Consider the following 11,898-nt stretch of genomic DNA (forward strand, 5'->3'; position numbering starts at 1 on the left):
AAGCGGAGCCATAATTATGACGGTCAAACATGGTGGGAATATTCAGGAAATTAGTGAAGTTTATCAAAAGGGTAAGGAACGGTTAATTGATTTTAGTGCAAATATTAATCCCTTGGGTATTCCCGAAGGCGTTGAACGAGTGATCGCGAATAGTATTACACAATTGATACATTATCCCGATAGTCGTTACCAAACACTGATTCGATCAATTGCCAATTTTCATGAAATTTCAGAAGCGTTTATCTACCCATCTAACGGAGCGGCTGAAGCTATTTTTATGTTAGGAAGCACATTAAAGGTGAATAAACTTCTTTTGTTGGCGCCGACTTTTGGAGAATACGAGGCAGCGTTTAGTCAATCAGGGACAGAATTTTGTTATTTCTATTTAGAAGAGCGAAATTTTAAATGGTCGGTTACGGAACTGATTCAGGTAGCAGAAACGCAAAAGGTTGATGGTATTTGCCTTTGTAACCCCAATAATCCAGTCGGACAAATTCTTTCTAAAAGGGAACTTGATAAATTATTCGAATTTTGTTGTAAAAACGAAGTGGTACTTATTCTAGATGAAGCCTTTGTAGATTTTACAAAGGAGGAAAACTCGCTCATTTCGTCAATCAATGATTATCCCAATTTATATATTTTACGTTCACTAACTAAAATGTTTGCGATTCCTGGATTACGTTTAGGGTATTTATTGACGAGCAATTTATCCACTTTACGTGCAATTAAAAAGAGGTCAATTCCTTGGCATATTAATACATTTGCGGATTTAGCAGGCAGACAAGCGCTAAAGGAACATAGCTTTATTGAGGAGAGTCAGCGATATATTCAGAAAGAGCGTCTTTTTTTAGAAAAGGGTTTATCTGCTTTTGAAGAGATAGAACTTTTTCCAAGTCAAACAAATTTTTTATTCTTTCGTTATCTAGGCAGCGGATGTCTGTATAAAAGCTTGATTCATAAAAACATAGTGATTCGGGATTGCAGTGATTTTAAAGGATTAACTAAAAAGTACTATCGCATTGCGGTTAAATCCAGAACGGAGAATCAAGTGCTTTTGAATGCATTGGAGGGGATTTTATGAAGGCGGTTGCTTCTTGTCCAGGCTCCTGTGGGGAACTCATTCAAGGATGGTTGGGTGATTCACAAAAATTAGTCAGTTATGGAATTAATCGTTTTTCCATGGCTGAAGTAAGTTTAAAAGAAACCTCCAAAACGGGTCATTTAAAAGCCGAAGAAGCTTTGCGACGAACATTGACTTGTTTTGATCTTCCGAGCGAAGTAAGTTCGAGGCTTTCACTTACAATAAATTCAGATTTACCAGTAGCCAAAGGAATGGCAAGCAGTACAGCTGATATTGCTGCAACCTGTCAGGCTGTTGCGGCGTTTTTTGGAAAGCAGATTTCAAGAGATCAGATAATAGAGATTTGTTTGGCAATCGAACGAACGGACAGTATTCTTTTTCCAACGCTTACCTTATTTGAGCAAAGAACGGGTTCCATTAGGGAACAAAGCGGCTGGGCTCCTTTGTTCTATGTGCTTGTACTTGAACCGAATGAAACTCTAACAACAGAGGTTTTTCATTCTACTGAAACCGACCGATTGTTCTATCAACAACGCAAGCAATTTATTGAGGTCCACCAACGTTATCAACATGCGGTAAAAAAACAATCTTTAAAATTTCTTGGTGAGGCAGCAACTCAAAGCGCTGTTTTGAATCAAAATATCTTACCCAAACCATATTTCTCTGAATTATTAAAGTTTCAGCAATATTTTAAATGGCTGGGTATTAATGTCGCACATAGTGGTTCGGTCGTTGGAATCATGCTGGAAACAGTTGAAGAAATAAAAGAGGCAATGCGAGTGATTCAACGGTCTAAACTCAGCGAATGGTATTCAAAGATAAGTGTACATCATAGCTTTTACGGAGGAGTACAGCTGTTAGAGGTGGGGAGAAACAATGAAAAAATTAATGGTTGCCGCAGTATCCAGCGGGTCGGGGAAAACGACGATAGCACTTGGCTTGATGAAACTCTTGCAAAAGCAGGGGTACAAAATTCAGCCCTATAAGGTTGGCCCTGATTATGTAGATACAGAATACCATACTCGTATCACAGGAAAACATTCACGAAATCTAGATATGTTTTTAGTCCCAAATACCGATTGTTTACGATCGCTATTTGAAAAAGAAGCGCATCAAGCAGATATATGTGTAATAGAAGGGGTGATGGGTCTTTTTGACGGTTTAGGTGTTGATAAGGACTATTGTTCAAGTGCAGGAATAGCGAAATTGTTGAATTGTCCAGTACTGTTAGTAGTGGATGGTCAATCGGCCTCAACATCTGTAGCAGCTGTTGTAAAGGGCTTTGCAAATTTTGATCCTGAGGTCAATATTTGTGGAGTGTTAATTAATAAGGTGGCTTCCGAAACACACTATCAATTGATAAGAAAAGCGGTTGAAAAATATACGGATATTCCTGTTTTCGGCTATTTAAAGCGTGAGAAAGGAGCAGAACTTCCTTCTAGACAACTCGGACTGATCCCTGATAGAGAAAGTAAGGATGCTACCCAAAAAATACAAAAAATATCTGAATCATTAGAAAAAACTTTTGATTTTAAACGATTAGTAGAATCCTTGCCGGAAGAAGAACTTTCATATAAGGCACCGAAATATCCTCACTATCCTAAAATTACACTAGCTTATGCGCTAGATGAGGCATTCCATTTTTATTATCAAGATAATCTCGAATTGCTGTCTGAATATGGAGTAGAATTGATTTCCTTTAGCCCAATCAGAGATCGTGAGTTGCCAAGTGCAGACTTGTACTATTTTGGTGGTGGATATCCTGAAGAGTTTGCGGAACGACTCGCTGAAAATTCTTCGATGCGACAAAGTATTAAGGATAAGCATGAGCAGGAAGCATTTATCCTAGCTGAGTGTGGGGGGCTGATGTACTTAGGTTCTTCATTTAAAAGTGGAAATGAGTTCTATCCGATGGTGGGGATTTTTGAAGGAGTCAGTGAGATGTCTTCTGGACTCAGAAAATTTGGCTATTGTTACGGAGAAATTGAAAGAGATACTCTGATCGGGAAAAAGGGGACGGTTGTTGTTGGGCACGAATTTCACCATTCTGTCTTCAATAGTCAGGAACCTACTGTCTTGAAAATGACAAAAAAAAGAGATGGAGAAGTCATCAAGGAATGGGCAGGTGGCTATCAAAAGAAAAATACTTTTGGGAGTTATCTACATCTCCATTTCTATCAAAACGAGAGCTTTCTACAGAATTTATTACAACAAGTGAGGAATGATCTATGACTATTTGGATTGTTACTGCATTTCTGTTAGATCTGTTGATCGGCGATCCTTATAATTGGCCCCATCCAATTAAGAGTATCGGTAATTTCATTGATTGGTTTCAGCAAAGATATACGCAAACAAAAAGTGAAAATGAAAAATATCGTTGGGGCATCCTGTTGTTTTTAGTTACGGTTTTCGGTACTGGTTTGATCACGTATTTCATTCTCAAAATAAGTTTTCTAATTCATCCTTTTTTCGGGACATTTTGCTATGTATATTTAGCCTACACAACATTGGCAACTAAAAGTTTGTCTTTGGAAGGGAAAAAAGTGTATCAGAAATTGACATTAGATACTTTAAATAGCGCCCGAAAACAAGTTGCGATGATTGTAGGTAGAGATACTAGTGAGTTAACGGAAGAAGAAATCACAAAAGCGACAATCGAAACAGTTGCTGAAAACACCAGTGATGGGGTCGTAGCGCCGTTACTCTATCTATTTATTGGGGGACCAGTATTAGCAATGATGTACAAAGCTGTCAATACACTCGATTCAATGGTTGGCTATGTGACTCCAAAGTACCAAGCAATTGGTTGGTTCTCAGCAAAAATGGATGATTTATGGAATTTTATCCCTGCCCGATTAACTTGGCTATTTTTATTAGCTTCGGCCAAATTGCTGAACTTAAATGTGGCGAATGCTTGGGCAGTTGGTAAAAAGGATTGCCGCAAGCATAAAAGCCCAAACAGCGGTTTTCCTGAATCTATTGTTGCTGGTGCTTTAGGAATACAGCTAGGTGGAACACATTGTTATCATGGCGTCGAAATTTATAAACCAACCATTGGTGTAACACTTCGTTCGGCAGAACCTAGGGATATTTTGATTACAAATACGTTGCTATATGTAACGTCAATTTTAAGTCTAAGCATTTTCAGCAGTATAGCAATTTTCTTTACCTATTACTTATTTTGAGAAGAGGGAAACGTGTGGACTATATAAGAGATCCTCAGTTAATTGAATCAAAGAGTTTTACGATCATTCAAAGAATAATTGATCAAGATTTTCCTGACTTTGTTTACTCTTGCCCAGAGGAGGAAATGATTATAAAACGCGTCATTCATACGAGTGCTGATTTTGACTATTTAAAAAATCTCGTTTTTACCAATGATGTTATCACAGAGCTGAAAGATTTTTTCTTAACAGGAAACGGAACAATTTTTACTGACACAACAATGGCGTTAAGTGGAATAAATAAGCGTGTATTAGACAAGTTAACTATTCGTTATGAATGTTACATAGCCGATCCTAAAATATCTGAGCAGGCTAAAAGCAAAGGAATGACTCGTTCAATGGCAGGAATCGAACACGCCGCAAAAAAAGACGGGCCAAAACTATTTGTTATCGGGAATGCACCAACAGCCATTTTTAAATTATTAGAGCTCATCGAAAAAGGAGAGTTAGATGCCGCGGCGGTAATTGGTGTTCCTGTTGGTTTTGTCGGTGCTGCTGAATCAAAGGAGGCATTATTTGAAAGTGATGTTCCAGCGATAGTAGCTAGAGGACGAAAAGGTGGCAGTAATGTTGCGGCTGCCATTATCAATGCCCTATTGTATCAGTTAGTAGAAAGGGAAAACTAATGGGGGAATTTGTCTTTTATAATGGGAAAAAGTTACGTAAGGGCTATACGACAGGATCATGTGCAACTGCGGCAGCAAGTGCAGCAGCCTATTTTCTTTTTCACGATAAAGCTTACGAAGAAATCAAAATTGAGCTTCCAAATAAAGAAAAGATAATGATTCCAATTCATTCCATAGAAGTGAAGAAGGATGGCTGTCAAGCGTTTGTTGTTAAAGATGGTGGGGATGATGTGGATGCTACTGATGGCATGCTCATTGGTGTAGAAGTCACTCGTAATACGACCAATCAACTAATCATTGAGGGGGGAGTAGGGATCGGTCGAGTCACTGAAATTGGCTTGCAATTACCTGTTGGTGAAGCCGCAATCAACTCAGTTCCAAGAAAGATGATTGAAAGATCGGTACGAAAAATAATTGGCTCGAACATTGGAGCAAGAATTACTGTTTTTGCCCCAGAGGGAGAAGAGATTGCAAAACAAACGATGAATCGTCGGTTAGGTATTCAAGGTGGAATTTCAATTTTAGGTACGACAGGTATTGTCACTCCTATGTCTGAAGAAGGCTGGAAACAATCAATCTCCCTGGAATTAGAGATGAAAAAAAGTCAAGGGTATAACTCTGTAATCTTATGTCCAGGTAATTATGGTGAGACCTTTGCTTTAAAGACATTAAAGCTAAATGAAACACGCATTGTATCTATGAGTAATTTTGTCGGATACGTATTAAAGGAAATACAACGACTAAAATTTGAAAAAGTACTGATGGTTGGACATCTAGGGAAATTGATCAAAGTTTCTGCGGGAATCTTTTCAACACATAGCAGGGATGCCGATGCACGAGCAGAGATTTTAGTGGCCAATCTAGCGCTATTAGGAATGCCTGTGACTCAGCTGCAACAAATTGAACAATGTTTAACGACTGAGGCGGCTGGAGAAATTATTGCTCAAGCAGGGTATGAGGCAGTTTATCAAATTATTGCACAAAAAGTGAAAAAACGTTCTGAAGGACTATTAAAATATCGTAAGCCTGAACCATCCATTGAAGTCGTTTTATTTTCTTCTCAACGAGGATACTTAGCGTCAACCAAATCTTTGGAACTGTTGAAGGAGGAATGGAAATGATCACTGTCGTTGGGATTGGTCCGGGCGGAACGCAAGATTATCTCTTTAACAAAGCTCAATCTGCAATTGAGGCAGCAGACAAAATTATTGGAAGCAAACGGCAATTGAAGCTTGTTCCGATCAAGAAAAAGAAAAATTGTCAGATACTCCCAAGTAAATTAGAGGACCTATTGATACTTTTAAATGATTACCAAGACGACAATCTCGTGCTATTGGCTTCGGGAGATCCACTGACTTACGGAATTGGAAAATGGCTGATTCAGCGATTTCCAGCAGAAAAATTAACAATTCTTCCCGGAATTAGTTCTTTGCAGTACTTGTTCAATCGCATAGATATTCCCATGGAAGATTGTTTTATTACTAGCAGTCATGGCAGAATTCCTGACTATTCGATGATTTTCAACTTACCTAAAGTCGGAATTGTAACCGATAAAACAATAGGACCTTATCAATTAGCACAGGAATCAATAAAGTATCCTAAACACGCAATTTTTTATATTGGTGAGAATCTTAGTTATACCGATGAAAAAATCAGATGCTACAAGGCTTCTGATGTGCCAGATGAAGACTATCAAATGAATGCAGTGGTGATAATTAATGAAGGATGATTGTTTCATTCGCGGAAGTGTTCCAATGACAAAAGAAGAGATACGAACAGTTAGTTTAGCAAAGTTACAGTTGGGAGAAGCAGAGACCTTTTTAGATATAGGGACAGGAACAGGCACAATGGCGATTGAAGCTGCTTATTCATACCCTAACTTAAAGGTTACGACAATTGATTCAAATCAAACTGCTCTTGATATATTGAAGAAAAATCAAAATAAATTTCAATTGACTAATATAAAGAGTGTCCTAGGGAAGGCTCCTATTAATTTAACTGAGAGATTCGATGCTATTTTTGTTGGTGGAACAGGAGGAAACTTGTCGGAAATTTTAGAATGGAGTTTTCGACGACTACAAACGGGAGGACGTTTAGTACTAAATTTTATTTTAATCGAACACGCGATCGAAGCGACTAAGTGGCTGGAGAACAATAATCATTTATATCAAGCCATTCAGCTTCAAGTCGGTCATTATACGAAATTAGGTCAAGGCCATTATTTTAAAGGGCAAAACCCAGTGATTATTATTGAATCGAGAAAAGAGGGATAACCATATGGCAAAAGTACATTTCGTGGGTGCCGGACCAGGAGAGCCGGAATTGATTACATTTAAAGGATACCAGTTGCTTAAATCAGCCGACTGTGTCATTTATGCAGGTTCATTAGTAAATCCGGAGCTTCTAAATTATTGTTCCTCCGATTGTCAACTATTCAATAGTGCCACCATGAACTTAACGGAGATTATTGATGAAATGGAACGAGGTGTAAAGGCGAATAAAGAAGTTGTCCGCTTGCAAACGGGAGATTTTTCCATCTATGGATCAATTCGAGAGCAAATCGAAGAATTAAAAAAACGCAAAATTGAATTTACTTGTACGCCAGGTGTTAGTTCATTTTTAGGTGCGGCGTCAAGTTTAGGTGTAGAATATACCGTTCCAGAAATTTCTCAAAGTGTAATTATCACACGAATGGCGGGAAGGACGCCTGTGCCAGAAAGAGAGAGTTTACGTTCTTTTGCGCAACATCAAACTTCAATGGTCATTTTTCTCTCGATTCAAGGGATAGAGAGAGTAGTTGAGGAGCTGCTTGCTGGGGGCTATCAAATGAAAACCCCTGTAGCAGTTATTTATAAAGCGACCTGGCCCGAAGAAAAGAAAATTTATGGCACATTAGAAAATATTACAAAAAAAATTGAAGAGACAGATATTACGAAAACGGCGCTGATTATGGTGGGGGATTTCTTAGGAAATGAGTTTTATTACTCTAAACTCTATGATGCATCATTTGCGCATGAATATCGAAATGAGAAAAGCGATGAATAAGCGAGCAATTATAGCCATCACTTCATCGGGAATTAAATTAGCTCGAGAATTACGGGATAGTTGGGATAAAAGTGCGCCTATTTTTGTACCTGAGAATAAAGCTGAAACGGATCTATTGGTTCTTCCTACAGAGAAAGTTTTATCAGGTATTCACGCTCTTTTTTCACAATACGAGGCACTGATTTGCATCATGGCAATGGGAATTGTAGTTCGCAGCGTTGCTGGTGTGTTAGAGGACAAGCGAAAAGATCCTGCAGTAATAGTTATTGATGAGAAAGGCAGACATACAATCAGCCTATTATCTGGGCATATTGGAGGAGGAAATCAACTGACCCTTGAAATTGCCGAAAAATTAAATAGCTGTCCAGTAATAACTACAGCGACAGATGTGCAAGAAGTAACGGCTTTGGATTTACTGAGTAAAGAAATTAATGGCTGGTATGACAATTTTGATGAGACAACAAAAAAAGTTAACGGCCTTCTAGCCGACCATCAAAAGGTAGGCTTAATACAACATGAAGAATGGATCAAAGATTTTCGAGGGTTAACTCTAATGGAGGCTAGTGACTCAGTGGACGACTTTCAAGCTGTGCTGCTTATTTCAGATAAAAAGGAGCAACTTTTTTCTGAAAAAATTATTCAAGTAGTTCCTCGAAGATATGTATTAGGGATTGGGGCAAGAAAAGCACTTGCTTTTCCAATTATTAAGCAAGAGTATCTTAATTTTTGTGATTTAAACAATGTTCATTATCGAAGTATAAAAGAAATTGTCAGTATTGAATTGAAAAAAAATGAAGCGGGCATACGCCAATTGGCCGAATGGCTTAATGTACCATTTACAACTTATACTTCAAAAGAATTATCAGCTGTTTCAAAAAAATATCCTCAATCAGATTTCGTAAAAAAAATAACTGGTGTAGGTAGTGTGAGTTTGGCAGCAGCAGATTTAGCAAGTAATGGACAAGTGGTGACGAAACGTTATGCCGGCCAAGGCGTCACCTTTGCATTGGGAAGGAATGAGGACGACACATGTTGTACGTGGTGGGATTAGGGCCAGGTGAAAAAGGAAAAATGTCGCTTGAAGCGATGGAGGTCATCCGTAAAGTAGAAGTAATTGTGGGGTACACCACATATGTCCGATTAATTCACGAATTAGTCAGTGGAAAAGAAATAATCAGTACCGGAATGAAACAAGAAATCGATCGATGTAAAAAAGCGATTGAGGTAGCAAAAGAAGGAAAAAATGTTGCTGTAATTTCAAGTGGTGATGCAGGTGTGTATGGTATGGCAGGTTTGGTCTTGGAACTTTTAAGTCAAACGAATGATGAAATTAATGTCAAAATTGTTCCAGGAATTACCGCTAGTATTGCAGGTGCAGCGTTATTAGGCGCTCCTTTAATGAATGACTTTTGTCATATCAGTCTTAGCGATTTGATGACGCCTTGGGAAATGATTGAAAAACGACTGCATGCTGCCGCTAGTGCGGATTTTGTCATTTGTTTATACAACCCTAGAAGTAAAGGTAGACCTAATCATTTAACCAAGGCATTAGAAATCATTCAACAATATAAACCAAAAGAGACCATTCTTGGATTAGCGAAGGATATTGGACGAAAAAAGGAAAAAGCCATTCTTACAACAATGGCACAATTAGATGAAACAATGGTGGATATGACAACCGTTGTTTTAGTAGGAAACAAGGAAACCTATATTCACAATGAACGGATGATTACTCCCCGAGGGTACCAATTATGATTTTACTTTTGGGAGGGACCTCTGATAGCCAAAATATTGCAAAAGCATTCAATAAGAATGATATAAACTTCTATCTGTCCGTCGTTTCAGATTATGGTGAAAGTCTTGCAAAATCCGTTGCGGAAAATATTATTAAAGGCCGTTTAACTAAAGCAGAGATGGTGGAATTTATTCAAAATCATCAAGTAAATAAAATTGTTGATGCAACACATCCATTTGCAGAGGAAGTTTCGAAAAATGCGATCTCTGCTTGTGAAGCAACAGCCACTCCTTATTTTCGTTTTGAGCGTCCTTCATTTAGTGCTGAGGGAATACTCGAAGTAGACTCAGTAAAGGAGGCTTGCCAGAAGGCTCAAGAATATTCAGGAAACATTTATTTAACGACAGGAAGTAAAACGTTAGGAGAGTTTTTAAAATATCTACCTAAAAAGGCGATAATTGCCAGAGTATTACCAACAACCGAAGTCATGAATGCTATTGAAAAGTTGGGATTAACAACTAGTCAAGTAGAAGCAATAAAGGGACCCTTTTCTAGAACGTTGAATCGTGAATTATTGCTTCACAATAAAGCGGGCGTGATGATTACAAAAGAAAGTGGCAACGCAGGTGGTTTTCTAGAAAAAGTCGAAGCCTGTCATGATTTGAATATTCCGTGTATTGTGCTGAGACGTAAAAAGATAAACTATCCGAATAAGTTTTCAACTATTGAAGAGCTTGTTCATCAAGTAAAGGAGTAATGAAATGGTCGGAAAAATTTCATTAGTTGGTGCGGGACTAGGAGATCCAGAGTTGCTAACGGTCAAAGGATTAAGAAAAATCGAACAGGCAGATGTGATTGTATATGATCGCTTGATCAATCCTGCGATTTTAAATGCCTGTAAAATTGCTTGTGAGAAGATTTACGTTGGCAAAAAGCCAAACTATCATCCAGTTCCACAAGATAAGATTGAGGAGATCATGATTGAAAAAGCGAAGTTGGACCTTAATGTAGTCCGACTTAAAAGCGGAGATCCTTATGTTTTTGGTCGTGGTGGCGAAGAGGGGGCATCTCTAAAGAAAGCTGGAATTCCATTTGAGACGATTCCTGGGATTACCTCATCTATTGGTGGGCTCGCTTATGCCGGAATTCCAATTACACACAGAGATTTAGCTGCAAGTTTCCATGTCTATACAGGACATCTAAACAAATCAGATCAACAAGTGGATTGGAAAACAGCTGCGGCGGCAGAAGGAACATTGGTTTTTTTGATGGGGATGTCTAGTTTACAAGAAATTACAAATCAACTGATAAGTCATGGGAGAGATGAAACGACTCCAGCAGCAGTGATTCAGTGGGCAAGTCGCAAACAGCAGAAAACAGTAACAGGTACACTTGCGACAATTTTTGAACAAGCTCAAAAAGCAAAGTTGGAACCACCTAGTTTAATTGTGATTGGAAACGTTGTAAACCGCCGAAAAGACTTGAATTTTTTCGAAGAGCGTCCACTTTTTTCATTAAGCATTACAGTCCCCTATTCAAAAAAAAGAAATATGACAAATTGTTTATCAGATTTAGGGGCAGAAATTGTTGAACTGCCAGCAAGTAGTATTCAAATATTTGACGAAAAAATAGATTTTTCTGAACCTAAAAATATCGTTTTTACAGATCAACTTAGTATTGAGATGTTCATTCGAGCCATGAAAATATGTGGTATCGATTGGCGTAATTTAATGGATTGGTGCTTTATTACAGTAGGCCATCATACGGGGACAGCTTTGAAAAGAATAGGGATTTGCCCAGATCATGATTTTATAGATGTACCACAGTGTTTGCAAGAGTTTCAAGTTACTTCTAATACACTATTTTTAGGAGATTCCTTTGAGATAGCGCGTCTGAATGAACAAAGAATTCCAGGCAAAAAGGTGATAAGTCATGAGGAAAAAATTACAGCAGAGATACCTAAGTTGTGGCAAGAAACAGATTTTATGTACTTTCCTAATTCAAAATCCGCTCGATTATTTTTAACGGCTTTGTCTACGGAAGAATTAGCGATTGTTCGGAAGAAAAAAGTTGTAGTGATGGGAAATAAGACAAAAGCGATTTTTGAAGACTACCATCTTCCAGTAATTGTGACAAATGAGCCTAGTTATAAAAGTGTGATCGATAAATTAATAGAGGAGATGTAGC

General features: G+C 38.1%; 13 protein-coding genes. All 13 read left to right on the top strand.

Annotation, left to right across the window (positions count from 1 at the left end):
- The first annotated feature begins 16 nt into the window (after positions 1 to 16).
- The 13 genes from cobD to cobA are packed head-to-tail and all read left to right on the top strand — an operon-like array spanning position 17 to position 11,897.
- Positions 17 to 1,081, top strand: a complete 1,065-nt coding sequence (gene cobD, locus RV13_RS11130) for a threonine-phosphate decarboxylase CobD (protein WP_010744568.1) — start codon at positions 17 to 19, stop codon at positions 1,079 to 1,081.
- Complete coding sequence (locus tag RV13_RS11135; protein ID WP_010744569.1) at positions 1,078 to 2,067, top strand: GHMP family kinase ATP-binding protein; 990 nt, start codon at positions 1,078 to 1,080, stop codon at positions 2,065 to 2,067. Before cobD ends, RV13_RS11135 begins: the two co-directional genes overlap by 4 nt.
- A complete protein-coding gene (locus tag RV13_RS11140) occupies positions 1,958 to 3,313 on the top strand; it encodes a cobyrinic acid a,c-diamide synthase CobB (RefSeq protein ID WP_028020556.1) in 1,356 nt (451 codons plus the stop codon). The genes RV13_RS11135 and RV13_RS11140 overlap by 110 nt, the downstream gene beginning before the upstream one ends.
- On the top strand, positions 3,310 to 4,266 hold the full coding sequence (gene cbiB, locus RV13_RS11145) for an adenosylcobinamide-phosphate synthase CbiB (RefSeq protein ID WP_028020555.1): 957 nt from the start codon (positions 3,310 to 3,312) through the stop codon (positions 4,264 to 4,266). Before RV13_RS11140 ends, cbiB begins: the two co-directional genes overlap by 4 nt.
- Positions 4,267 to 4,280: 14 nt before the next feature.
- Positions 4,281 to 4,931, top strand: a complete 651-nt coding sequence (locus RV13_RS11150; RefSeq protein ID WP_010744571.1) for a cobalt-precorrin-8 methylmutase — start codon at positions 4,281 to 4,283, stop codon at positions 4,929 to 4,931.
- Positions 4,931 to 6,052 (top strand): cobalt-precorrin-5B (C(1))-methyltransferase CbiD, encoded by a 1,122-nt coding sequence (gene cbiD / locus RV13_RS11155; protein WP_028020554.1) that lies wholly within the window; start codon positions 4,931 to 4,933, stop codon positions 6,050 to 6,052. Before RV13_RS11150 ends, cbiD begins: the two co-directional genes overlap by 1 nt.
- Positions 6,049 to 6,660, top strand: a complete 612-nt coding sequence (locus RV13_RS11160) for a cobalt-precorrin-7 (C(5))-methyltransferase (protein ID WP_010744573.1) — start codon at positions 6,049 to 6,051, stop codon at positions 6,658 to 6,660. Before cbiD ends, RV13_RS11160 begins: the two co-directional genes overlap by 4 nt.
- Positions 6,650 to 7,204, top strand: a complete 555-nt coding sequence (locus RV13_RS11165; protein WP_028020552.1) for a decarboxylating cobalt-precorrin-6B (C(15))-methyltransferase — start codon at positions 6,650 to 6,652, stop codon at positions 7,202 to 7,204. Before RV13_RS11160 ends, RV13_RS11165 begins: the two co-directional genes overlap by 11 nt.
- A gap of 4 nt (positions 7,205 to 7,208) precedes the next feature.
- Positions 7,209 to 7,976 (top strand): cobalt-precorrin-4 methyltransferase, encoded by a 768-nt coding sequence (locus tag RV13_RS11170; protein WP_010744575.1) that lies wholly within the window; start codon positions 7,209 to 7,211, stop codon positions 7,974 to 7,976.
- Complete coding sequence (locus tag RV13_RS11175; RefSeq protein ID WP_010744576.1) at positions 7,969 to 9,027, top strand: cobalt-precorrin 5A hydrolase; 1,059 nt, start codon at positions 7,969 to 7,971, stop codon at positions 9,025 to 9,027. Before RV13_RS11170 ends, RV13_RS11175 begins: the two co-directional genes overlap by 8 nt.
- The gene (gene cobJ / locus RV13_RS11180) at positions 9,006 to 9,731 is read left to right on the top strand and encodes a precorrin-3B C(17)-methyltransferase (protein ID WP_010744577.1); all 726 of its coding nucleotides are present in this window, start codon (positions 9,006 to 9,008) and stop codon (positions 9,729 to 9,731) included. The genes RV13_RS11175 and cobJ overlap by 22 nt, the downstream gene beginning before the upstream one ends.
- On the top strand, positions 9,728 to 10,468 hold the full coding sequence (gene cobK, locus RV13_RS11185) for a precorrin-6A reductase (RefSeq protein WP_010744578.1): 741 nt from the start codon (positions 9,728 to 9,730) through the stop codon (positions 10,466 to 10,468). The genes cobJ and cobK overlap by 4 nt, the downstream gene beginning before the upstream one ends.
- 4 nt (positions 10,469 to 10,472) lie before the next feature.
- The gene (cobA, locus tag RV13_RS11190) at positions 10,473 to 11,897 is read left to right on the top strand and encodes a uroporphyrinogen-III C-methyltransferase (protein WP_010744579.1); all 1,425 of its coding nucleotides are present in this window, start codon (positions 10,473 to 10,475) and stop codon (positions 11,895 to 11,897) included.
- Position 11,898 lies beyond the last annotated feature (1 nt).

This window comes from Enterococcus raffinosus (genome assembly GCF_001886185.1).
Lineage (GTDB): Bacteria > Bacillota > Bacilli > Lactobacillales > Enterococcaceae > Enterococcus_A > Enterococcus_A raffinosus.

What these genes read in the sequence shown, in the direction of transcription:
- cobD (WP_010744568.1), top strand. Translation starts at nt 17, where the DNA reads ATGACGGTCAAACATGGTGGGAATATTCAGGAAATTAGTGAAGTTTAT.
- RV13_RS11135 (WP_010744569.1), top strand. Translation starts at nt 1,078, where the DNA reads ATGAAGGCGGTTGCTTCTTGTCCAGGCTCCTGTGGGGAACTCATTCAA.
- RV13_RS11140 (WP_028020556.1), top strand. Translation starts at nt 1,958, where the DNA reads ATGAAAAAATTAATGGTTGCCGCAGTATCCAGCGGGTCGGGGAAAACG.
- cbiB (WP_028020555.1), top strand. Translation starts at nt 3,310, where the DNA reads ATGACTATTTGGATTGTTACTGCATTTCTGTTAGATCTGTTGATCGGC.
- cbiD (WP_028020554.1), top strand. Translation starts at nt 4,931, where the DNA reads ATGGGGGAATTTGTCTTTTATAATGGGAAAAAGTTACGTAAGGGCTAT.
- RV13_RS11160 (WP_010744573.1), top strand. Translation starts at nt 6,049, where the DNA reads ATGATCACTGTCGTTGGGATTGGTCCGGGCGGAACGCAAGATTATCTC.
- RV13_RS11165 (WP_028020552.1), top strand. Translation starts at nt 6,650, where the DNA reads ATGAAGGATGATTGTTTCATTCGCGGAAGTGTTCCAATGACAAAAGAA.
- RV13_RS11170 (WP_010744575.1), top strand. Translation starts at nt 7,209, where the DNA reads ATGGCAAAAGTACATTTCGTGGGTGCCGGACCAGGAGAGCCGGAATTG.
- RV13_RS11175 (WP_010744576.1), top strand. Translation starts at nt 7,969, where the DNA reads ATGAATAAGCGAGCAATTATAGCCATCACTTCATCGGGAATTAAATTA.
- cobJ (WP_010744577.1), top strand. Translation starts at nt 9,006, where the DNA reads ATGTTGTACGTGGTGGGATTAGGGCCAGGTGAAAAAGGAAAAATGTCG.
- cobK (WP_010744578.1), top strand. Translation starts at nt 9,728, where the DNA reads ATGATTTTACTTTTGGGAGGGACCTCTGATAGCCAAAATATTGCAAAA.
- cobA (WP_010744579.1), top strand. Translation starts at nt 10,473, where the DNA reads ATGGTCGGAAAAATTTCATTAGTTGGTGCGGGACTAGGAGATCCAGAG.